The sequence below is a fragment of the Actinobaculum sp. 352 genome, assembly GCF_003957265.1.
Taxonomy (GTDB): domain Bacteria; phylum Actinomycetota; class Actinomycetes; order Actinomycetales; family Actinomycetaceae; genus Asp313.
In genome coordinates this window covers 1-22966 of record NZ_RQSN01000010.1, presented here as the reverse complement: position 1 = coordinate 22966, position 22966 = coordinate 1, and the positions used below count along the sequence as shown (strand labels likewise).

Below are 22966 nucleotides of genomic sequence, written 5' to 3'. Positions count from 1 at the left end.
AGAGTCCGAGAACAGGGCGGCACCGCGCCGAGCACCGCCGAAACGCCAATTGGAGAAAGATCCACGTCGCAAACCAGGCATCTCGCCGCGGCTTCGGAGAGTATGCCAAGATATGCATATGAGCATGACAATCGGTGTAGATGTTGGCGGTACTAAAATCGCCGCCGGGCTGGTGAGTGACGGGCAGATCATTGCGTCATTACGCAAGCCAACCCCAGCGCATGACGCCGACGCCGTCGTGCAAACAATCGTCGACTGCATCGCTGAACTTCCAGAAGCTGCCAGCATCACCAAGGTCGGCATCGGCGCTGCGGGCTTCGTCACCGCAGACCGCAGGGAAGTTGTCTTCTCCCCAAATCTTCCCTGGCGGAATTTCCCTCTCGCACAGCGGGTAGCAGACGCAACTGGTAAACGCGTCGTCGTGGAGAATGATGCGAGTGCGGCGGCGTGGGCCGAATATCGTTTCGGTGTGGCCGTCGGCGCCCAGTCCGTTGCGGTTGTGACCGTTGGCACCGGCATCGGCGGAGGCATTATTATCGATGGCCAACTCATACGCGGCGCCTCGGGCTTCGCCGCCGAAATTGGGCATATCTGCCTCGAACCAACCGGCCACCGTTGCAACTGCGGGCTCATAGGCTGCTGGGAGGCGTACTCCTCCGGCAGCGCACTGGTGCGTGACGCACGGCAGGTAGCCCACGAGAAACCTAACTACGCCGCACGTTTGCTGGAGCTCGCCGGTGGATCCGCCGAGGCCATTACCGGGCAAATGGTGACGCAGGCCGCGCAAGAGGGAGACCCCTGTGCGCTCGCTTGTTTCAACAACGTCGGGTATTGGATGGGCCGCGGGCTGGCCGACCTCGCGGCAGTACTGGACCCCGAGGTTTTTGTTCTTGCTGGTGGCGTATGCGAGGCGGGCGATCTACTGCTGACGCCCACGAGAGAATCGTTTGAGGAGCTGCTCACTGCTCGCGCCTATCGGCGCACTCCCCAGATCATGATCGCCACGCTCGGCTCTGCGGCAGGAATCATCGGCGCAGCTGACCTCGGCCGATTGTAAGAGCGGTAACCACTTCTACTACACCCATTAGATAGAAAAAATTGAGCCTACGCTAAACGCGCCGGTATTGCAACTTTTCAAATGGGTACTGGATGGGCGTTTCTCCCCATTGTGCCGCCATGTTCCAGCCTCTATTGTCACGTACAGGTGGCCTATCATCCCAGCGGGTTTGCGACCACCGACGGACTGGGTCTGCTGCACACGCTCACAGACCCGAAGGAAAGGAACAGTATCTTGTTACGCAAATTGAAGGGGATTGTTTCGATCGCGAGCATCAGCCTTCTCACCCTCTCGGTTCTGCCTGCTGCAAATGCAGCAGCACCCGGATGGAAATCAGGCGCCGGATATTTCACCGGCTCGTCGCTCCACACCGGCGTCGAAGTTGGTCCGGAAGGAAACTCCTACATGTGTGCCGCAGACGGCGGTACCGCATCTGTTACAAGTAACTCCGTAACTCAGGGGCATATGAACCCCGCAGCACCGGTGAACTCACTCGATGTCCGCTCACTAGGAGGAAACAGGAGCGCGACCATCTCCGATGCCACGCAACTCGGACAGATGGCCTACATCGCTTCCACCGCTGACATCAGCACCGACGAATCTGCTGCAACAGCACAGATCGCCATCATTCGTGCAGCCGGAATGTACGAAGGGAGTGTGTACGAGCAGGCAGAGCACGGCACGTACGCTTCAACCAATGCTGACAAGTTGAAGTCTCCGGCGAAGAACTCCGCAGAACTAGCAAGCCGGGCTGAGCAGTACGGTGGTCCTTACACCGTACAACCCACCCTCGACCTTCCTGATGGTGTTACGGGCTCCATCGGCAATATCGGCGCAAAATCTGCGGCAGGCAACTGGCTCTCTGGATACACCTACACCCTAGAAATCACCGGGCCGGCAGTGTTCGACAGTACCGGTGGCACGACTGTGACCGGAACAACCTCCGGCTCGGCCAAATCCGAGTCCATCCGCGCCACCGCGAGCGGTGAGGTCGCCGTCGAACTCACAGTCAAGGATCTGCCGACGTCGCAGGCATGGATCTCAACCGGTGTGATCGGAAATGCCACCACTCAGAATCAGCGTGCACAGAACTTCATTATTCTGAACAAAAAGGAGTCGCTGAACGGCAAGGCTTCCGTGCGATCCACCGTTGAGTTCTCCCCACAGATTGCCACGACGGTTAAGTCTGCCAAGATCAACAAGGGCGATGCATTGGTTGACACGGTTACTGCATCCGCCGACAACTGGATGAATGTACCCGGCACCGATACCCCCGTTCCTGTTATTGCAACGGTCGATGTGTACGGCCCCTTTGCCAGCCCCACCGCACCCACTACCGATGGCACGGCATTCGCCAGCAAGAAACTGGGCTCCTATCAGCTAGCCTTCAATGGCCCCGGCACTCAGGATACGGAGGGATCGATTCATGCCCCGGAGGAGGGCTTCTACTTCTTCCAGGCGCATGTGGACAAGGCCGCTCAAGGTGAGCACGCCGCATACATCAACGAGTACGCATCCGAATTCTTCGAGCTCTCCGAAACCACCGTGGCGCCGTGGACACCGAATATCACCTCGAAGGCAACACAGGAAGACCTGGGTAATGGCAAGGCCGGCATCAAAGATGTCATCACGGTAACGGGTATGCCCGAAGACCACACCTCTTTCGCCGGCATCGAAGGCTGGAAGGCGGATGCGCAGGCGATCTCTCATTCGTTGTACTTCGTTCCCAAGCACACTGAGTTGAAGGAAGGCGTTACCGAAGGGCTGACTCCTCTCGCAACGGTCGAGACTCCCGCGAAGAACGGCGAATACACGATTAGTGCCACCGACTTCCAGATCGATTGGGATCTAGGCGTCGGCACCTACGTCGTCGTCTCAACTTACGCGGGTGATTCGCGTACGGTAGCGATCACGACGTCGGATATGGACAAGGACGAGCAGGTCTCCCCCACCTTCGGTACGGTGACAACTAAGGCCTTCTCCGAAAAGGGTGGCACATTGCAGCCCGGCGATAAGATCGCGGATACTGTGACGCTGACGGGATCGTTCCCGCAGGGATCATATACGGAGGTCCAGTTGTACACGTGGGCCAAGGACTCCGCGCCGACCTGTGACACTCCGGTCTGGACGAGCCGTCTCGATCACGACGGCGTAGCGGGCGAGTATAAGACGGAGTTGTACACCACACCATCTGGCAAGCAGGCCACCTATGGCTATGTGGAAACAACGTACGACCGCAACGGCAACGTGATCTCGCAGGGTACCTGTGGTGAGGCAGAGGAGACGCTGACAACAAGCCAGGCCGCCCCAGCGCTTCCGAAGACGGCACGACTTCCGAAGACCGGCGCGAATGTGACGGGTATTGCCGCAGTGGCAGTCACCCTCGTACTACTGGGAAGTGCCGGAGTCGTGCTGCGACGTCGTAGTGCGAAAGCCTAACGCACCCATAGATCACTCGCAGCACGACTGAGCGCGAGGAGCAAAAGCCTCCACGAGTGAACCGACGGTGGGGAACACGTCAATATGGCGTGTTCCCCACCGTTGTCTATACGAGGGGAGGTACAGGCCCTATCAGAAGTTCACGCTCCGCGCGAGGAAAAGTTCATCCGCAACCACGGCCCGGAAGCGAGAAGCAGCAATGAACCGGCGAAGGCGAACGCCAGGCCGTACCCTGAAATGTCGACAAGCCATCCGGCCACCACCGGACCGGCGATCTGACCGACGTCGCCAGCCATCTGGAAGGCTGCGATCACGCGTCCACCTTCCCGACCATCCAAAATGTCGGCCATTTGCCCTTGCATGCCCGGTTGGATGAAACCGGCGCCAAGCCCGGCGAAAACACAGCAGACCAGCATAGCCTGCCATGGCAGCCAGCCCAGCATGACGGAGAACAACCCCGATACAACCAGTCCAAAGGAGATGGCGGCGGCACGTCCTCGTCGATCCGCAATACGTCCCGCCATAAGCAGGGAGATCGCGTTTCCAGCGGCGTAAACGGTAAGCGCAGCTCCCGGCAGCCACTCCGGAGCACCCGCGAGCGCGGCAGCCAGGAGGGGAACCAGACTGACCCGGACACCAAGGTTCGTCCAGCCATTGGCAAAACTGGCGAAGAGCAAACGGCGATAAAGAGGGAGCGCCAGTGTTGTGCTTAGATCGGCGCGCTCGCGCTGTGCGACGTCGCCCTTGCCGGTATCGCTCAGTTGCTGGCGCGGCGTCAGGATTGCCACAAGTAATGCAGCGAGCACCAGTGTTACCACATAAATGATGAACGGGGCGCGCATTCCCAGCGGTGCCAAAAGCGAACCGATGGCCGGTCCGGCGATTCCTCCCAGCAGGAATCCGCCACCGTAGGCGGCCGAGGCCCTCCCCTGGGCACCGCGCGGAGCGTTCTTGATAATGAGGCTAGTGGCCGCAACCGTGAAGGTCACTGAGCCAATACCGCCCACTCCACGGTAAATCAGGAGCTGCCAATAGCTGTGGGCAAAGGCGCTGGCAAAAGAACTGGCCGCCACCACGAGCATTCCCGAGATATACATTGGCCGTTCGCCAAGCGCACCGATAAGCCGACCGGCAGTGGGGGCGAATACAAGGCGGAAGAAGGCGAAAACAGACACCACCACATTCGCCGCCGTAACAGACACGTCAAAACTGATTGCGAAACGTGGCAGGACAGGCGATACGACCCCGTAGCCGAGCGCCACCAGCAGCGCTGCTCCCACCATTACCCAGATCTCACGTGGCAATCGCACAGGCCTATGGTACGGGAGAAGCGATCAGACGGGAATTCCCACCGCTGCGCCCGCACTGACCAACCCTCTCCGATCCACACCCTCTGCCTTACTGGGCACCCGCGGAATAGTGGAGGAGTCGGCACTGGGCCGGGGCGTCCACCTTCAGGATGTTCGTGCGATCACCCGACTCGTACCGCATCGCCACATTTACGCAGCTCGCTCCGGTCACATCGCTGACCTGCGATTATCCCTCCCCTCGGTCACACCGCTGACCTGCGATTCTCCCTCGCGTCATTCATCTATCTCTCAGCATTCCGACCTATTATGTGAAACATGAGACTCAATGCCGTTTCACAAGGAAATCCCATCGATTACCGGGTTCTTCGTGAAGTCCGTTCCTACCGGGACGCGGAGAGCATCGTTGACATCCTCTCCGATGCCCGTTTTCCCGTTGCCAACACGCGAATTGTCGGCATAAATCTCGAAAGTGTTGAACAGGTGATGGGGAGGCAAACGGTTCTCCTGGCGGGCGGCTCGGGTGCGCTTTCTGGCGCATCAATGGGCCTTTTCATCAGCTTGTTCTTCATGATCTTCAGCCCGGTGGCCAACCTTTTCTCACTCCTGCTATTCGGTCTGCTTGTGGGAGCCTTCTTCGGCGCAATACTCGGTGCCGTGTCACATTGGATGACACGAGGCCGCCGCGATTTCCGTTCCGTGAGCGGACTGCAGGCTTCCGCCTATGAGGTGCAGGTACGCGCCGAAATGCTCAACAACGCCTTGGCAGTTCTGCGGCAGGCTGGAATCGCGGAGAGTTCCACACCGGCTCCGGTAACTCCGACCTCCACAGCCGGGGTACAGACTCCTTCTTCTCCGGTGGCAGTGGCGCCTTCAACCGCCTATCCGACGCCCGCAGCGCAGGTTTCTCCCCCTGCTGCGCCCTCAGCCACACCGGCGGCACCCCCTGCGGCAGTGCCACGGCAAGCACCCGCGCCTACTGTTCCTCCGGCTACCCAGCCTCCCACTGCCCCGTCAGATTCTCAGTCGTCTGACGGATTGCCAAACACCTGACATTCAACATCCGCCAACTGAGTACCACGAAGCCGTCACTCTGACTAATCTGGAACTATGCCGCAACGCATCGAAGATTTCACACCGCCGCTGACGCGCCTGCCCGACGGTACGATCAAACAACTCAACCCGTTCTCAGGCACCGAGGTATGGACCGTGCCGGGCCGCGCGAACCGGCCGCTGGATCAAGCACCTCAGAATCCGCAACCGGTAGAGGAAGTCGGTCACAATTGCGCTTTCTGCTGGGACCGGATTCTTGAAACCCCGCCGGAGAAAGCACGCATCGTACGCGATGGCGACGACGCGCGAATCGTGCGGGACATTCCGGTTGACGATCTGGCCGAACCGTGGGAGTTCCGCCGCATTCCAAACCTCTTTGAAATCGTTCCCTTCGACTATTGGCGGCAAAACTATGACTATCGAATGCCGGTTGCCTGCCATGAACGGATGGACCGCTATCTTGCAGACCCAGCGGGCCGCGCTCACGTAATGTCGGTGCTGCGCCAGAAGGCCTTCGCATCCGGCATGTCCGAAATCGCCTGGGATGCTCTGCCGGAGAACGAGCGCACGGCGATGGCCGCGTCATTCTTCGGCGGCGGACATGATCTGATCGTGGCACGGCGGCATTTCGTCGACGGCGCCACGGATACGTCTCAGTTGGCCTCTGCAGGCACGCTCACCCCTCAGGAGCACCAGTGGTACATGCGTCTGACCATTGATGCCATGCGTGACCTGTACGAGAAGAACCGCTACGCGAAGTATGTGCAAGTGTTCCAGAACTGGCTGAAGCCGGCGGGTGCCTCATTCGATCATTTGCATAAGCAGCTGGTCGCCATTGATGAGCGGTCAGTAAATTCACGCGTCGAAGTGCCGAAGGCGCGCGCCAACCCGAACTACTTCAACGAGGCGGGCCCCGATTACGCGGCCTCCCAGAACTTGGTGATTGCGGAGAATCGGCACGCGGTTGCCATTGCCGGCTTCGGGCATCGCTATCCGACGCTGGAGGTGTGGAGCCGTTCGGCGGCCTGCCAGCCCTGGGACCACGGTGCCGCCGAAGTGCGGGATGTATCGGATCTGGTTCACGCCATGCACGCGGCCACCGGCACCCACATCCCGACCAATGAGGAGTGGTACAGCCGCCCGATGGATGTGGACGTGCCTATTCCGTGGCGAATTCTCATCAAGTGGCGCACCTCCACCTTGGCCGGTTTCGAGGGCGGCACGAAGATCTACGTCAATACCATTGATCCTTGGTCGCTACGCGACCGCGTGGTCCCCCGCCTGCTGGAACTGCGCGCAGAGGGAAAACTTGCTTCCGGGATCAATATCGCCACCGAATGCTCCTGCCGGGTCAATTCGCTGCGCTACAACCCGAATCTGCAGTAATACCAATGGCCGGTGCTCCGGGCGTGATTTCTGCTATCGCATCCGAGGCGCGGTGGCTCGATCAGGTGGGATACGCGCTTGGACGGCCCGAGTGAGGGCGACTCGGCCTGGTGGAAGATGGGCCGGGATACTTCGAGTAGGTGCGCTTCGGCCTGGTGTGACCCGGAATCGGGCGGTCCGCGTTCGAGCATCCCGCGTCGGAATAGCCCACATCGGGGTAGCCCGCGGTGGCGCGTCCGGCCGTGGAGCCATCCCAACGGGCACACCTCGAACAGGAGTGGCCTAGGCGGACCGAGGATCATCCGGCGACCTGTTTGGCGGCTTCTCGGTCGGGCCCATCTGGGGAGCGGTAGAGGCAGATTCAAGGTCATGCCGTGGTGAAAACAGGGATTCTGGTGAAAACGCGGAAGTAGCGAGGAGAGACGAATGGACTGGCTGATACTTGTCGGCTCAGGAACGTTGGAAGCCGTGTGGGCGCATGCGCTGGGGCGCTCTGATGGATTACGCCGCCTGCGGCCCGCTCTCCTGTTCCTGGTCGCCAGCACGCTATCCGTGGCCGGCCTGGGCATCGCGCTGCGCACAATCCCTGCGGGCACAGGATACGCCGTGTGGACGGCCGTGGGCGCCGGCCTGACGACCATCTGGGCGTTCATCACCCGCACCGAGCGAGTCTCGGTAACAAAGGCCTGCTGTATCGCCGGGATCATCGTCGCCGTCGTCGGATTGAAGGTGACGGCGTGACGGTGGAGGCTAGCGGACGAATGCACGACGACGGAACCAGCAGTTGCGGCACCGCAGACACCGGCAAAGAGTCCGACGACGTCTCCGGGGCACAGACGAGCGAGCCTGCCGACCGTGGCATTCGGCAAACTGACTCCGCGAACAGCGACGCCGGGGGCGCGGGCGACACCGCGGAAGGAGGCGCCGGAGGGGCAGGAGACGGGAAGAACCGAACTCGCCAGCGCGGCCGCGGCGGCGCATGGGTACTGCTAATAGGAGCCGGTGTACTTGAGGCCGTGTGGGCTCATGCGCTCGGCCAGCTCTCTGGTTTTGGACTGCCCCTATTGGTGTTCCTGGCGGCGTTGCTCGGGTCAACGATTGGCCTGGCGCTGGCGATGCAGCGCCTGCCGACGGCGGTGGCGTATTCGGTGTGGACGGGTATTGGTGCGTCACTGGCAGTCATCTGGGGAATGGTTCGCGGCAGCGAACCGGTTTCCGCCCTGCGGATCGCGTTGCTAGCGCTGCTGGTGGCCTGCGTCGTCGGGCTGCACGCCATCCCGGAAGAGCGCGGGGCCGAGTAACGCGCCGGTAGCGCACACCTTGCATGGCCGCGCAGTATCAACGCAGTGGAGCCGAACATGCTCGCTCAACGCAACAGAGCCGCTCAACGCAACAGGGCCGAACACGCCCTACCGCCGAGCATAGCGGTGCCCCGCGCATCCCGCGGAGACACGATCAGAAGGTGCCCTACAGACGTCCCTTCCGCCACGGCGGTACCATGCGAGTGAACCAGGCAACTGCCAGTGCCGCCACAATCAGCACCGCCATCCACACCCATCTGACACTTCCGTCGAAGCCAGCCCCTGTTGATTCATTGCGCACAAAGGTCCACGTAAAGGGAAGCGCCCAGAGTGCAATGTTTTGTGCTTGCGCATGCAGAATTAGCGCTACCAACACCAGGAGCAGAACCGATCCCCAAGCGAATCCTGCCAAACAGACGCATATGACGGCGAGCGCGGCGACAGCCAGTACGTTGCCGACGATAACCACCGGGTCGGGCATACCCGGCGTCATGAGTTCGGCTGGAATCTTCACGAGCAGGTATAGGCCCACCGGCAACACCAGTGCCGCAGCCGCAGCAGCAAGCGCTCTCCACGTCAGGCTCCTTTTGCCCAGCGCCTCCCAGAGCGGAAAGCGCGGCGCCGCTGCGGCAACAATTGCCCAGGCAAGCAGCCAGCAGGCGAGTTCCCGCATGGGAATGGGGCGCCCTACAATCTGAGAGCCTTCCCCGAAGAAGTACACCTCATCGGGGAACTTCATCAGCAGCAGGGCAGCGAGAAGAACTGCGACGAGCGGGGCGATAACACGCCTGCCCACACGCCATACTGGTGCTCGTAGTCTATGCATTGCAGTACTTTCGTTGGCTTGGGCTAGCCGCCACCCCAGCTTCCCCTCTCATTGCTCCAGTTGCGGAGCATACTCGCAGTTCAGAATCTCGTCGCGGTGCTCGTGGTACAAACCGACAACCTCACTATCGGGCGCGGAGAAAAGCATGCGTATATATATATTCTCCGTGTACATGTCTTCCGCTAGATTGTCGATTGTCTCCTGGTCTTGCATTGCCCACAGAGTTAGTGCATGTGAAAAGTCCAGCGACGCACCCGGTTTACACTGATTGAGCCCCGTGTAGGAAGCCGCAATCTCAAATCGCGTCTGTTCTTGCTCCCCCGGAGAAAAGTGGTAGCCATGAGACGGCATATCGACCGGCAAATAACTGGAGAATCCCTCTCCCCCTCCGGTCTGTAGTTGTTCCTCGACTGCGTTAACATCCTCCACTGCCTCTGACAGTAAGGGCGCTTCCTCGGCAGCAAGACATACCTCTGTGCCAGCCGTCGTCGAGGAGCATACAACCTCGTCCACCTCATAGAATGCGGTGACTCGCGGACAACGCGATCCCCACAGCACCAACACCGCAAGGGCAACCACGCAACCGCCGAGGCTTGTTATTGCCGGAAGTCTGCCATACCCGGCCGCCATACGCTGCCATGTAAATATAGCCATGACACCAAGCAATCCGGCCGCAAGAACCAAGGCTTCCATTCCCCACCACGCCGGACTCACCGCACCGCGCTGGGTCAACTGACCACCTATCACGGAGAATGCCAACGGCGCCATTTCACCGGAAAAGCCGTTCCTTCCACTCAATCCACTCATCAATAGTTGTGGAGCAAAAGCCATCGCAGCGCCAAGCACGATGGAAAGCAGAATTGCCCACCACCGTGCGATTGCCAGACCTAAGAAGAAGCCGAGTGCCTTGACAAGAAGAAGCCCGACCGGAGCCGTCGCCATACGAACCCAGTCAAGTTCTCCGCCGGTAGCCCGGGTAGCGAGTATCGGTGGCACAATCAAAGCAGCGGCAGTAAAACTCAGCAGCACCGGCACCGCGAAACGCCCGAACTCGCGCAACGCCTGCCCGCCAGCAGCCCGAGTAGCCACGGGCGAGGCAAGTGGAGAGTTCCTATCGCAATACCAGTAGGCAGTCAGGCAGGCGAGCCCGGCCAAGGCGGGAGCCGTATACAGCAGACTTGCCAGCGGCACCACCGAAAGGATGGCCGGAGACACATACAACCCACCGAGGTGCTGGATACCCAGCACCAGCACGCCGCCGATGGCCAGCACAACGCCAGTGACTATGACACCCAAGTTACTTCGTCTCATACGGCGCCTTTACTCAAGATAGTTAAGTATGCCAGTTCTAGGGGTGACCCCATAACACCTTGCTCTCCCGCGAATTCCACATTGACCTGTGATTCCAGGTCCCTGGGAGATCCGGTGTACTTGACGCGGCCGTTTGATATCACTGCCATGTGATCACAAAGAATCGCTACGTCTTCAATCAGGTGAGTCGAGAGGATCACGCATGTGTCGCGCCCGATCTCCTTGAGAGCGCTACGCAAGCCCATGCGGATTTCCGGGTCCAACCCCACCGTTGGTTCATCGAGCACCAGAACCTCGGGACGATGTGCGATGGTTGCCGCAATTCCTACCCGTTGCCGCTGGCCGCCGGAGAGTCTACCCACCCGTTGTTCCATCAGATCGGAAATCTCGAGCAGTTCGGCCGCTTCACCGGCCCGTTCTCTTGCCTCGGAAGATGGCACCCCATGCGACCATGCCGCATAAGCAATCGTGTCTGCCACCCGCATATGCGGTACAAGGCGGAAACTCTGCGGCAGCACACCCAGCCGATCACGCGCCGCCTGCATACCACTCCGTGTGCTGACATCATGACCGCATATCGTAACGCTACCCGAACGCGCCCGCCGCAGCGTCGATATCACCGAGAGCAGGGTAGTTTTTCCGGCACCGTTCGGACCAACGATTCCCGTCACCCCACGCGATGCGGCGAGATCGATATCGTGCAGGATCTGCCGACGTCCATAGTTGAAGCTAACACTCGCCAAGGCGACCATCGGGTCCGGCTTCACCATCGGTCACACTCCAATCCCCAGTGATTGCCCGCAGGGTGCGGACGCCACGACGGGTCCGCTTGAAAGGCACTCTCCTCGCACCGATCATCGTAGCAAATATGATCCGAGAAGCCTTGTTACACAAGCGGTTGCGTCGCTAAGCACCTGACCCCAGTCGCGCACGGCACTGGGTCTCAATTCGCCCACGCCGAACCGGCTTCACGGCAGCTACCTTCACCTCGCTTCGAGCCACGCCACTTCCTCTTCGGCGTTTCGGCCGCCCAAGCATTCCCCTGCCCGGATTCCCACGCGCTGCCTTGCCCAACCGAGGGCGAACTCGGCGTCGGAAAGGTCTCGGCCGCATCAGGAACGGGCTGCGCGGTCGTCTGGCTGGAACCGCTGTATATCCCGGGCACGTCGGATATCCCCGGCACGCCATCAGCATCATTGATATCCACCGGATTAGTGGGCACACCGTTGACTTCATTGGCATACGCCGTGGCCTGCCCAAGCTGATCAGGGCTGGGGACCGGCGGGGAATCCATGCTGCCAGTCTCGTAATACGTCGTGTCATAGCCTCCAAAATCGTCCGGATAGGGTATCGGCTCGCCCGGCGCGACGTCGTCAATGAGCGGACGCGGGTAATCTCCCCACACATGTGGCGGCACTAGTTGGCACAGCTCAACCATGCGCCGCTCGAGGTGACCGAACTCCTCAACCTCGTAGTCATCCCCGCCAAGACCCACGATCAAGCCGGGTAGCAGATGCAGCTCCCGGAAGGGGGCGCTATACATCCAGTCGCGTACCGCGGGAACCAGAAAACTGAGGGCAAAGGGCTCGGAATCCGAGCGAATATCCCAGTCGACATTGAACTTCTCGCTCGCCGTTTCAATGTCATTGTGCTTGAAGTTGAAGAATCCCTCCGGCTTGATACGCGTCCTGGGAAAAAGCGGGTCAATTGCCACGGTGAAGAACGGCCGCCGATGTGTCGTTTGATTGTTGCCAGATCCAGTTGTCCACTGGAGCACCCCATATGTCCTGCCCCTGCGCGTTACAACATACTTCGCCGTTGCGCGTCTATCGACGTTGCATTCATTTCCGAGGTATCTGCCAAGATCGCGGTCGGTACCAACATACTCGAGTCCCAGCCGCGTGCTCGCTTCCCGGATTCGATCAACCTTGTTATTCTCCAAGGCCCGCGTTGTGACCCCGATGATCGCCACGAAGACAATAAACAAGAATACGATGAGTCCACCCACGTCAGCTCCTTCACCTCGTTCTAGTTTTGCGCTGTCCATCCGCCACGGGCTGCTGCCCGACTCGCGCGGCAGGCCTGCCACTGCAAATGCAGTGCCAACGCCATCCCGGACGGGTACCGGTAAGTATCCAACCGAGTGGTAGCAACTGTTGGCGGATAATATGGCTATCCTGTCATATTCGCTTCCGATATGACAGCCGAAACAATGGGGAGCGCTCCCCACACCGGTCTTTCTACCACAGCTCCCTGTATCCCCACACCAGCCGTTCGGCCACAACTCCCAGTAGTAATCGCGGCGGCCTAGTCCCCTCCCTCAAGGCTCTCTTATTCCCCTTCTACAGGGCCCTCTTCAACCCGGTCCGCGACGGTCAACACCACCACATCCGGCTCCGGTGCGGCGTCCTGCACCACAGCCAAAGTCACGCCGTATTCCGCCGCCATGTCGATGGCAGACGAACTAGGCGGGTGCATACCCACCACAATAGGTAGCCCTGCTCGAACTGCCCGGGTCATCACGTGAATATCCGGAATGCCACTCACTCCCAGTACGGCACCTTCCAGTGGCATAAGACCTGCGAGCACGGCCCATCCCACCGCCTTGTCGACCGCCTGCCCCAGATGTATATCGGTCCGTACCGTGGAGATTCCCGGCAGTGTCAGCGATGCCGCCGAGTAGACGCGCTCCTGCGCGAGTTTGGCGACGATGCGGCGCAACAGTGCCGCCTCCACAATGGTCACGTCCTCCCTGATCGCCACCGGCGCGACGACGTCGTCGAACCCGCCTGATCGTGCTGCGACGTCGTCAAGCGCATCCGGCCCAGCAGGGGATTCACGCCCGTCCCCCGACGCGATGCTCTGAAGAACGGAACTCTCTCCAGCACGCTTCACCCGCCCTTGCGGTGATGTAGCCGGCCCCGGCACCTTCCACTGAGAGGAGCTAACTCCCACGTCGGCGGTAACCGAACCCGCAGCCGCCAATGTCGCTGCGTCATTGACCGTTACCGAGACGACGTTGTAACTGTTCTCGGCGCACCCGGCGCCCTCCGAGATGCTCCTTCCCTCGCAGTAGCGCGCGCTACGAACGTCATCGCGCCCCGATATAAGGCCCTCCCCCAGCAGATAGCCGTGCACCAATTCAAGATCATGCCCTGGGGTGCGCAGCAGCCGCACCAGGCACCTTCCGTCTGCCCGGAGCTCAAGCGGCTCTTCGAACGGAACACGTATTTCGCGCGTACGGCCGGGATAAAGTGGATCGACGACGGCGCCGCGTCGGCGCCCGGTGGGGGACTGACTCACATGTTCAGCCTAGACGATGAGGACGGCTTAACAGGCTCGTCAATCACACCTTCTTGCCATCGGCCTCACGTGAACTACACTGAAAGTCTGCGAAAGGAAGATCAGCCATGTCCCGTTTGGAGGAGACAGCCCTCATTTTCGAAGGGGGCGGCATGCGTGCCAGCGGCACCGCACCGGTGGTCGTCACCCTCATTGAGCAGGGCCTGCAGTTTCCACACGTATCAGGCATTTCCGCCGGCTCCTCTCACACCGCCAACTATCTGGCTGGGGAGGCCAAGCGGGCCGAGGAATGCTTCGTAGACTTCGCCGACGACCCCAACTTCGGCTCCCTTGGCACGTTTCTGCGCGGCGAAGGCTTTTTCAACGCGCATTACATTTACGAGGAGACCGGCAACGAGGGCCAGGCGCTCCCGTACAACTACGACGCTTTCCATAACAACACGGCCGCCGTGCGCATCGGCGCCTTCCGGGTCTCCGATGGCCGCGAGGTGTACTGGTCAAAGGACGACATCGCCGATAAGCCCGATCTCATGCGGAAGGTGCGGGCCTCGTCGACCATGCCCGGCCTCATGCCGCCGGTCGAAATCGACGACGAGCTGTACGTCGACGGCGCGCTCGGCCCCTCGGGTGGGATTCCTCTGGACGCGGCGATGGCGGATGGGTATGAACGTTTCTTCGTCGTTCTGACCCGCCCGCGAAGCTATCGCAAGCATCCCCCGCGTAACCCACAGTTCTACCGTCGATACTTCCACCAGTATCCGCGCGTGGCGGATGCTCTAATGACGCGCTGGCGCAATTACAACCGGAGCCGGGACAAGCTCCTGGAACTGGAGCGCCGTGGGCAGGCCTATCTGTACTTTCCGGAGGCAATGTCCGTCACCAATCACGAGCGGAACGTGGAAAAGCTACGCGCAAATTACGACGCCGGATGGGAGCAGGCGCAGCGGCAGTTGCCGGAATGGCTCGACTGGCTCGCCTAACAAACCGGACCCAGCTCAGCCCACTGCGACATCGCCCGGCACTGCGACGCTATCGCTGCTGCCTGCGTCGTCGGCACTCATACGCGCAGGTTCCAGCATCACGGTTCGCTCGGTGAGCGCAAAGCCGACCGAGTCGTATATGGCCTGCGCCGCGAAATTATCCGCCACAACACGCAGATTGATATGCCGCACGCCTTCAGCCTTGAGCCGCTCAGCCAGTGCAACAAGCGCGGCGCGTGAATGCCCGTGCCCGCGATAGGGGCGGTACACGTACAGATTCCATAGGAAAGCGCAATGCCCGTCGATTTCCGCCCATATGCCGCCGATTGTGCGCGTATCTGTACAGATCGCACATACTTCGTGCCCCGGCGTGGAAACGCCGTCGGAGAGCAGACGCTCGCACTCGGCCAGGTTCTTCGCGGCGAGTTCACGGGCGTCACTGCCGGGGTTCACATTTGCCTCATGCCGCCCCAGTGATTCGCACACCGCGTCGAGGAAGGTGCCGAGTTCACCCGCGCCCATCGTGCGCAGGTGGATTGCCTCCGCCCCCTCTGCAGGGACGAAACCGAGCCGTGGTAGAGACACGGACATATGCCGCAGCACTTCCCGGTGCGGCAGCGCATCGAAAAGCGCGGCAGCACTCTGGTCGCCGGGAAAGAAACTGACTTCGGCTTCCCGTCCGTCGAGGACGGTACACAGGGCCTCCCGCCATTGACCGTGTGGGTCGGTATCGATTTTCGCGTCGACGACGGCGAGTTTCGGGCGCTCTTTCACCCACAGCCACTGCGTGCAATTGTCATTGACAAAGATACGCGATCCGCGGGGAACCCCCACACGAAAGGTCTTGAGAATCCGGGCAGAGAAAAGCTCGGCGACCTCGCAGCGCAATGCGCCGGACGCCTCGCGAATTCGCGTCATATGATCAACCGCGCGCGGCGCCCATGTGGCGACTTCAGCTGCGGTGATCTCCCGGACCAACATAGTCTAACTCTAGGGGACCTAAGTCTTGGGCGCCAATGGTATTCCGCAGAATAATCGGGCGTGCGGCTAACAGCGCACCAGGTGAGACGATGGTCATCAAATCTAGGTCTTTCCGACTACCTGCGGCGGGCTCTCTTCCTCGCTGCTCGTGTGTGTATTTCCCGGTTCGCGTGCGCCGACTGGCAGTAGAGGCCTGGCGGCCCACCTCGCCCTCAATGAAACCGGTTCGTGCCCCGGCCAGCAGACTCCTTGCTTTACGTATGTCAGAGCTCGCCTCGGATTTGCGCCACTGTTCCCACCCGGGTGATACGACCGTCGTCTATCAGCGCCACACGGTCCGCCACGGTGAAGGCCTCCTCGTGGTCGTGCGTCACGTACACCGCGCATGTTCCCGACGCCGTCAGGATCCGCCGCAGTTCGGCGGAGAGTTCCTCGCGCAATGCGCGGTCCAATGCGGAAAGTGGCTCATCCAGTAGCAGGACCGCAGGGCGTGGGGCAAGTGATCGCGCGAGGGCTACACGTTGTGCCTGCCCTCCCGACAGCGTCGTGACGGCACGCTCGCCGTATCCGGCCAAGCCGACCAGTTCCAAGAGTCGATCCACTTCCGCGTTGATGGAGCAACGCCTGAGGCGACGCCGCCGCAACCACCCCGCAGCGCGATAATCAGCTTCACAAGTAGGCTGGCCGTCCGGTCTGGTGGTTTCCCGACCGGAGGCAGGCAAGTCCGCCTCCTCCTCTGCCCCTGAAGACCGAGGCCTCTCCAACCCGTAGGCAATATTGCGGCGGACATTGCGATGGGGAAAGAGCTGCCCGTCTTGAAAAACCATGCCGCATCCGCGCAAATGGGCAGGTAGGCGAGTTACCTCACGGCCCGCCATCAACACCTGACCGGAGGTCACCCTTTCCAGCCCGGCAATCGCACGCAACAGCGATGACTTGCCCGAGCCGGAGGCGCCGAGTAGCGCGATGATCTCGCCGTCGTCGACGGAGAGGCTAACTCCATGAATTGCTTCAAAGCCGTCCGGATACGTCACGACGACGTCGTGCAACTCCAACCCATAACGGACCGGTGGCGCGGATCGCCCCTCCTTAACGGGCGTGGGCGGCGTACCGCCTCGCTCAGAATCCATGAGCGCTTCTCCTTTCTATCCCGCGTGGCCGCAGATTCTCGCATAATGCCATCACACCGGCGGTGACCACGGCGAGGATAACCGAGGCGGCCATCGCCATACCGTAGTTATTCGCGCCCGCCCGGCCCAGCAGCCGTGCAATAAGTACCGGCAAGGTCATGTAATCGGCCGATGCCAGGAAACTGGTGGCCCCGAACTCGCCCAGAGATATCGCGAAGGCAAAGCCCGTGGCAAGCCCCAAACCTCGAATCATAAAGGGAAAATCAACGGTGGCAAGGACCCGGCCGGGTCCGGCGCCCAGCGTTGCCGCCGCCTCGCGCAGGCGTGGGTCAATGGCCCGAAGCACCGGCACAAGCACCCTCACCACAAGGGGAAGGGCAACAACAGCCTGCGCAAGCGGCACCAGCATGCCGTTGCCCGCCAGGTTCAGCGGTGGCCCCTGCAAGGAAATGAAGAAACCGAAACCGACGGTGACGGCCGAAACTCCCAGCGGCAGCATGACGGCACTGTCCAGTAGTGCCTGCGCGCGTGCCAGCCTGCGGGACCTCACCCGCCGCGAAAGCACCAGTGCAAGTGGAATCCCCACTGCCAGCGCAATACAGGTGGCGTCCACGGCGATCCGCACTGAGTGGCTCAGCGCGTCAAGCACCGTGGCCCCACCGGTGAAGCCGGAACCAGAGGTGGAGAGCAGGCGATAGTTCTCCACACTCCACTGACCGTCCCGCCGCAAGGATCGCACCACGAGGGAGGCCATGGGTGCCACGAGCAGCGCCGCGATCACCACGAGTGTGACGACTAGGGCGGGCAGGTCGGGCCGACGCAACCGGTGCTCCGATCCGGAGCGCAGCCGCAAGGCGACATCCGTTCCTCGGCTCATACGGCGCGAGATGAGCAAGGACAATACGACGACGGTGAGTTGCAGGCAGGAGAATACCGCCGCCGTGCGCAGATCCAGATAGGTGGAGGTCTGTACCCAGATTTCCGTTTCTAGTGTGCCGTAGCCCGGGCGGCCCAACGTCTGCACGACGCCATACGCCGTCGCGCAGAAAAGGAATACCAATCCACCGGAAGCGGCGATTGACGGCCCAAGCGTCGGCAGGGTCACGGTGCGCAAGACGCGCCAGGGCCGCGCTCCGAGCGTGCGGGCGGCCTCGGCGGTGCGCGGATCCAGGCTCAGCCACATGGTGCCCACGGTGCGGATCACTACCGAAAGATTGAAGAAGACCAGGGCCAAGACCACAGCATTCGGCGTGCCATCCAAACCCGCAAAGGAATAAAGACCGCCCTTACCCAGCAGAGCGCGGAAAGCCGCACCAACTACCACGGTGGGCAGTACGAAGGGGACGGTGGCAATTGCCCGCAGCAGGCGCCTGCCCGGAAAACGGCAGCAGTATAACACATAGGCGGCCGGAATCCCGAGCACCACGGATCCTGCGGTGCCCGCGAGCGCCATCCATATCGTCTGCCAGGCGATGCGCCACGTGCGGCCGCTGCCCAGCACCTCGGCGAAGGCTGAGAAGTTCAGGGAGCCGTCGGCAAAGAATCCCCTTGCGAGCATGGCGAGCACCGGCCACGCGAAGAAAACCGCCAGGAAAGCCAGCGGTACCAGCGCGGCCAGCGCCCAGAAGATGCGCGTCAGGATTCTCGCCGACATCAGGCGTTACGGCCTAACTGGTGTCCGGCGCTATATCCAGGCCCCAATCCAGCGCTGAAGCCCCGCAGCTGGCGCGCACTGCCTTCCCGCAGTCGGCAAGCCGTAGCGCCCTGCCACGGTGAGCCGCTTCGGTAGTGCAAACGCCGAACCGTACGAGCCTGCACTCTTGCGTCACATGGTTTCGTCACCGTACGAGCCTGCACTCTTGCGTCACATGGTTTCGTCATGGCCTTTACGACCGACTCTCGAACAGCTCGGTCCAGTCCTTGATCCAAGTCTCCCGCTGGGAGGCCACCTCCTGCGGGTCCACCAGCAGCGGGCTCTCTGCCAGGGATGCGTTCGCCGCCCACTGTTCCGGCAGGTCGATCATGGAGTTCACCGGGTACATATACATACTCTCCGGCAGAGCGGCTTGCACGTCGTCGGAAAGCATGAAATCGATGAATGCCTGCGCGCCTTCCGGGTTGGTCGCCCCTGCCACCACGCCCGCGTATTCCACCTGGCGGGTACAGGTGGCCTCCAGCGATCCGGTCGCTCCGTCTGTTTCCGCGGGCGACGACGCATATGACACCACGAGCGGATAGTCGCCTTGGCCGTCTGCTCCGGAGAAGTCGGTGTAGTAGGCGTCCGACCAGCCGTCGTCGACCTTTGCGCCACCCTCCAGCAGCTGCGCCCAGTAGTCCAGGTATCCGTCGGTCCCCGCGTCGGCGATAGTTGCGGTGAGGAAGGCGAAACCCGGCGACGACGTCGCCGGATTCTCCACCACCAGCAGTTTCGCGTATTCCGGCCTCGCCAGATCGGCTAAGGTTTCCGGCTCTTCCATGCCGTGATCCGCGAACCAGCGATGGTCCACGTTCACGCATACGTCACCCATATCGATCGGCGTGAGGGCATCGTCCAGCACGTACTGCTCTGCAGAGTCAGGCAGGTGATCGGAAGTGTACGCGACCAGCACACCCTCGTTAAGAGCTGAGTGGGCCGAGTAGTTATCGATACCGTACACGCCGTCGACTGTCGGGTGATCCTTGGTGAGAATCAGTTGGTTGACGACGACGCCGGCGTCGCCGGGCGATGTGGTCTTCAGCGTGTAACCGGACTCCTCCTCGAAGCGCTGCACGAGCTCATCTGGTAGAGCGAAGGAATCATGCGTGAGGATCGTGACGGTTTTATGGGCAGTGCCGTCCGTGCCGGAATTATTCGACCGCTGGTCGGCGGCAGAACAGGCTCCGAGGGCTAACGTGAATGTGGTAAGAGCGGCGAGCACCGCTCGGTGGGAACGTGACATGTTCTCCTCCATCTCTGGAGGGCCCACCACACCCTTTGCGGTGGGGAGAGAAGGACTCGACTTCCTTCGCCGGTATGAACCGGATCAGGTTCGAGGGTCTGCTTTCGCACTCTCAGCGCTCTCCTGCGGGTCCCGGGTTGCGGCCGTGGCGCTGACACCTCGACTGCAACCTCCGGGACACCCTTCGGGCGCTCCCCTGTCGTGTTTTCCATCGTAGCAAAACGGAGTGGGCGGAGACCTCCGGTCGGTACGCCCTGAGACGATCACGCTGAGGTCGGGTTTCGCTCGTGCCGGGGACGGCTTTCAGCGGAGGGGCGAATGTCGACCATGCGGAAGTCTGACGTCGAACGTGCCGAGGCCGGATATCAACGACGGCAAGTTGGGTATCGACGATGCCGAACTCGGATGCCGACGACAGCGAAGTCGGATATCGAACGTGCCGAGGCCGGATATCAACGACGGCGGGTCGGGTATCAACTTTGCCAAGATCGGACGTCAACGACGGGCAGACGGGATATCAACAGCGGCTTGCTGTGAGTACGGTCGAGTCCGTATTGATCGCGGATGGACCGGGTGAACTCAGACCCGCCCCGCTCGGGTGACGGCATCAGCCTTCCGCTTGTGCCACACCTTTACCTATGGCCGCCAACGCGCGGTCCATGCCATACCACTTCGCCGTGCGGCGGATAACGACTTGGTTGATCGCCGCGCCCACCGCTGCCGAGATGACGGAGAAGATCAGCACGTCTCGCAGCGGGTCGATGAGATTGTCGTCTTCTCGCGGGCTTTGTTTGCCAGTGACACCCTTCCACAGCACATCAACGGCCTTGTTGGCGACGAGGCCGGAAACGATACCCGCACCGGCGCTGACTACTTTCCACCCGATGTCCATTTTGGTCCTCTCTCGGCGAGCCAGGTGGCTGGCCTGCCGTTGACATCCTAGAAGTTGACATCCTTGATCTGGTCTGCCGTTCACTTCCTAGAAGGAGTCTAGTGGAACTGCGTCCGGGAACGAACCTTCTTCACCGGCCCACTAGCTGCAGCGCCTCCGGCATCGACGCTCGGGCGGCACTAAATCGACGCTCGGGCAGCGCTGAATCGATGCCTAGCGGCCGTGAATCAGGACCCTCCCAGCTGTCATTTCCTCGGCGTCGAAACCGCGTACCCGGCAGATCGTCATCTCCAACTGCGAGTGCACCCCGTGAACCTCGTCGTGCCGAACCCCGGCCCACATGCCAACTCGCCGCACCCCGGCCCACGTGCCCACTTCTTGTTGTTGTATCCGCGTGGACCATACGGCGAGCCGGGCGTCCAACTCTTCGCCGCTCACATCCCACACGCCAGACAGACCCGCCACCTGGCACCCGTCAACCACATAGCGGTTCTGACTGTCATGTGTCAAAATCCCGTCCAAACGATGACAATGTGGAATCTCTCAATTTAAAGAATGGCGGAATCTCGCGGATTTCGCAGGTCGACTCGATGGGCCGACTTTCGTTTGGACGGGATTTTGACACCGACCCAACAAGGTCGGCCGCCCGGAATGGAAATGCAGGCCCAACACCAGCGCCCGACCGGGGACCGACGCCTGAAAGGCACCCACCTCGGTGCCCGTCTCTCAATCCAGCGGCCGGTTTCCCACGTCGACCCGATGGAAACCGAGGTGCGAGCGCGACGCCGTCGGCCCGCGCTGGCCCTGATAACGGGACCCCAATGCCCCGTGCCCATACGGGCTCTCCGCAGGGAAAGAAAGACGGAAGAAGCACAGCTGACCGACCTTCATACCCGGATAAAGCTTGATGGGCATGGTCGCCGTATTCGAGAGTTCCAAGGTCACATGGCCGGAGAAACCCGGATCGATGAACCCTGCGGTGGAGTGGGTGAGCAACCCAAGGCGACCTAAGGAGGACTTACCCTCCAGCCGGGCGGCGACGTCGTCGCCTAAGGTCACCACTTCGAAAGTGGAGCCGAGGACAAACTCACCCGGATGCAGAACAAACTCTCCATCGGCATCGACATCAATGAGACGAGTCAAACCGGACTGGTCGGCGGCAGGGTCGATAACCGGATACTTGTGGTTATCAAAAAGTCTGAAAAAGCGGTCGAGGTGAATGTCCACCGAGGACGGCTGGATCATCTCAGGGTCCCACGGCTCGACCGAGATACGGCCGGCATCTACATAACTGCGAATGTCGCGATCAGAGAGAAGCACGTTCCGATTGTGGCACGACGCGCGCCATTTTGCAGCCCGCTTTGCTCCCGGGCCGGTCAACCGGTACCATCAGTAGAGCATTCTGCGGGCGTAGTTCATCGGTAGAATGGAAGCTTCCCAAGCTTCAGAGGCGGGTTCGACTCCCGTCGCCCGCTCTGACTTTGCCGCGTCATAGCAACGTTTCTGTGGTAGGCTTTTAGCTGCGTGACACAGCCCGTGACACAGTTGGGTTTGGCATAGTGAGGTGACGATGGCGCACATACACACTCATATACGATCCGACGGCACCCCCGTCTTCCGGGTCCGCTTCAGACTCCGCCCCAACAGCAACCCCGTCAACGAATCATTCGAAAGCATCGAAGACGCCTACCAGTTCGCTGACCTAGTTGACCGTGTCGGCGGCGCCGACGCCAGACGAATCCGAGAGGTCACCACCACAACACCCCAGATCATCACCCTGGAGGCAGCCCTTGATGACTACATCACCCACATAGAGTCGCACGCAGCCCATGGCACCGGCTGGGAATACCGGAGAGTCGCGGAACGCTACTGGCTTCCCCGGCTCGGCTTCTTCCCCATCCAAGCCCTCACCCGCCGACACGTCGAAGAATGGGTCGCGTGGCAACGCCACCAAACCAGCAGGAACGGGAAGCCGTACGCGACGAAGACAATCCGGAACGCGCACGGACTCCTGTCCTCCGTGCTTGACTGGCAGGTGCAACAGGGCGTCATCCCAGCAAA

Annotated in this window: 21 protein-coding genes, 1 tRNA gene, 1 pseudogene and 1 riboswitch; of the genes and pseudogenes, 10 read left to right on the top strand and 13 right to left on the bottom strand. The window is 61.2% G+C overall.

Features of this window, described 5'->3' with window-relative positions; genetic code table 11:
- Positions 1-118: 118 nt before the first annotated feature.
- Positions 119-1057, top strand: coding sequence for an ROK family glucokinase (locus EKN07_RS10280; RefSeq protein ID WP_108716745.1), 939 nt, complete (start codon positions 119-121; stop codon positions 1055-1057).
- A 234-nt stretch (positions 1058-1291) separates the two neighbouring features.
- Positions 1292-3496 (top strand): LPXTG cell wall anchor domain-containing protein, encoded by a 2205-nt coding sequence (locus tag EKN07_RS10275; protein WP_164546656.1) that lies wholly within the window; start codon positions 1292-1294, stop codon positions 3494-3496.
- Between the two features lie 140 nt (positions 3497-3636).
- Here the strand turns inward: EKN07_RS10275 and EKN07_RS10270 are convergent, their stop codons facing one another.
- Positions 3637-4806: an MFS transporter gene (locus EKN07_RS10270; protein WP_206435718.1), complete on the bottom strand. Its 1170-nt coding sequence runs from the start codon at positions 4804-4806 to the stop codon at positions 3637-3639.
- Positions 4807-5121: 315 nt separating this feature from the next.
- On the opposite strand from EKN07_RS10270, the gene EKN07_RS10265 reads away from it, so the two are divergent.
- The 4 genes from EKN07_RS10265 to EKN07_RS10250 all read left to right on the top strand — a co-directional run bounded on the left by EKN07_RS10265 (position 5122) and on the right by EKN07_RS10250 (position 8543).
- Complete coding sequence (locus EKN07_RS10265) at positions 5122-5856, top strand: general stress protein (RefSeq protein WP_206435717.1); 735 nt, start codon at positions 5122-5124, stop codon at positions 5854-5856.
- Between the two features lie 57 nt (positions 5857-5913).
- Complete coding sequence (locus tag EKN07_RS10260) at positions 5914-7242, top strand: DUF4921 family protein (RefSeq protein WP_126146335.1); 1329 nt, start codon at positions 5914-5916, stop codon at positions 7240-7242.
- A gap of 426 nt (positions 7243-7668) precedes the next feature.
- A complete protein-coding gene (locus tag EKN07_RS10255; RefSeq protein ID WP_126146334.1) occupies positions 7669-7983 on the top strand; it encodes an SMR family transporter in 315 nt (104 codons plus the stop codon).
- Entirely contained in the window at positions 7980-8543 is a 564-nt protein-coding gene (locus tag EKN07_RS10250) for an SMR family transporter (RefSeq protein ID WP_241228175.1), read from the top strand. Before EKN07_RS10255 ends, EKN07_RS10250 begins: the two co-directional genes overlap by 4 nt.
- A 166-nt stretch (positions 8544-8709) precedes the next feature.
- Here EKN07_RS10250 and EKN07_RS10245 read toward each other — a convergent pair whose 3' ends face one another.
- The 5 genes from EKN07_RS10245 to EKN07_RS12625 form a co-directional block, all read right to left on the bottom strand.
- Complete coding sequence (locus EKN07_RS10245) at positions 8710-9369, bottom strand: hypothetical protein (RefSeq protein WP_125482524.1); 660 nt, start codon at positions 9367-9369, stop codon at positions 8710-8712.
- A gap of 48 nt (positions 9370-9417) precedes the next feature.
- A complete protein-coding gene (locus tag EKN07_RS10240; RefSeq protein WP_126146333.1) occupies positions 9418-10680 on the bottom strand; it encodes a hypothetical protein in 1263 nt (420 codons plus the stop codon).
- Positions 10677-11450, bottom strand: a complete 774-nt coding sequence (locus EKN07_RS10235) for an ATP-binding cassette domain-containing protein (RefSeq protein ID WP_126146332.1) — start codon at positions 11448-11450, stop codon at positions 10677-10679. Before EKN07_RS10235 ends, EKN07_RS10240 begins: the two co-directional genes overlap by 4 nt.
- Positions 11451-11623: 173 nt before the next feature.
- A complete protein-coding gene (locus EKN07_RS10230) occupies positions 11624-12688 on the bottom strand; it encodes a hypothetical protein (RefSeq protein WP_126146331.1) in 1065 nt (354 codons plus the stop codon).
- Between the two features lie 323 nt (positions 12689-13011).
- The gene (locus tag EKN07_RS12625) at positions 13012-13983 is read right to left on the bottom strand and encodes a formate dehydrogenase accessory sulfurtransferase FdhD (RefSeq protein ID WP_108716407.1); all 972 of its coding nucleotides are present in this window, start codon (positions 13981-13983) and stop codon (positions 13012-13014) included.
- A gap of 107 nt (positions 13984-14090) precedes the next feature.
- Here EKN07_RS12625 and EKN07_RS10220 point away from each other — a divergent pair, with 107 nt between their 5' ends.
- Complete coding sequence (locus tag EKN07_RS10220) at positions 14091-14963, top strand: patatin family protein (RefSeq protein WP_126146330.1); 873 nt, start codon at positions 14091-14093, stop codon at positions 14961-14963.
- Positions 14964-14978: 15 nt separating this feature from the next.
- Here the strand turns inward: EKN07_RS10220 and EKN07_RS10215 are convergent, their stop codons facing one another.
- From EKN07_RS10215 to EKN07_RS10200, 4 genes are all read right to left on the bottom strand, one after another.
- Positions 14979-15944 carry a GNAT family N-acetyltransferase gene (locus EKN07_RS10215; RefSeq protein ID WP_126146329.1) on the bottom strand — a complete coding sequence of 322 codons (966 nt, stop codon included), beginning with the start codon at positions 15942-15944 and terminating at the stop codon, positions 14979-14981.
- A gap of 263 nt (positions 15945-16207) precedes the next feature.
- Positions 16208-17074 carry an ABC transporter ATP-binding protein gene (locus EKN07_RS10210; protein WP_108716409.1) on the bottom strand — a complete coding sequence of 289 codons (867 nt, stop codon included), beginning with the start codon at positions 17072-17074 and terminating at the stop codon, positions 16208-16210.
- Complete coding sequence (locus EKN07_RS10205; protein WP_126146328.1) at positions 17064-18728, bottom strand: iron ABC transporter permease; 1665 nt, start codon at positions 18726-18728, stop codon at positions 17064-17066. Before EKN07_RS10205 ends, EKN07_RS10210 begins: the two co-directional genes overlap by 11 nt.
- Before the next feature lie 232 nt (positions 18729-18960).
- Entirely contained in the window at positions 18961-20013 is a 1053-nt protein-coding gene (locus tag EKN07_RS10200) for a thiamine ABC transporter substrate-binding protein (RefSeq protein ID WP_126146327.1), read from the bottom strand.
- Positions 20014-20057: 44 nt separating this feature from the next.
- A riboswitch (TPP riboswitch) is annotated at positions 20058-20221 on the bottom strand.
- A 141-nt stretch (positions 20222-20362) separates the two neighbouring features.
- Here EKN07_RS10200 and EKN07_RS12885 point away from each other — a divergent pair.
- A complete protein-coding gene (locus tag EKN07_RS12885) occupies positions 20363-20590 on the top strand; it encodes a hypothetical protein (RefSeq protein ID WP_206435715.1) in 228 nt (75 codons plus the stop codon).
- A 30-nt stretch (positions 20591-20620) separates the two neighbouring features.
- Here the strand turns inward: EKN07_RS12885 and EKN07_RS10195 are convergent, their stop codons facing one another.
- The 3 genes from EKN07_RS10195 to dcd form a co-directional block, all read right to left on the bottom strand.
- The gene (locus EKN07_RS10195; protein ID WP_108716412.1) at positions 20621-20905 is read right to left on the bottom strand and encodes a DUF4235 domain-containing protein; all 285 of its coding nucleotides are present in this window, start codon (positions 20903-20905) and stop codon (positions 20621-20623) included.
- A gap of 213 nt (positions 20906-21118) precedes the next feature.
- Positions 21119-21415, bottom strand: a complete 297-nt coding sequence (locus EKN07_RS10190; protein ID WP_125482525.1) for a hypothetical protein — start codon at positions 21413-21415, stop codon at positions 21119-21121.
- Positions 21416-21631: 216 nt separating this feature from the next.
- A complete protein-coding gene (gene dcd / locus EKN07_RS10185) occupies positions 21632-22225 on the bottom strand; it encodes a dCTP deaminase (protein ID WP_126146326.1) in 594 nt (197 codons plus the stop codon).
- A gap of 84 nt (positions 22226-22309) precedes the next feature.
- On the opposite strand from dcd, the gene EKN07_RS10180 reads away from it, so the two are divergent.
- Together EKN07_RS10180 and EKN07_RS10175 are read left to right on the top strand one after the other, a co-directional pair.
- Positions 22310-22380, top strand: a tRNA-Gly gene (locus tag EKN07_RS10180).
- A gap of 95 nt (positions 22381-22475) precedes the next feature.
- Positions 22476-22966, top strand: a pseudogene (locus EKN07_RS10175) (hypothetical protein); the annotation flags it as partial.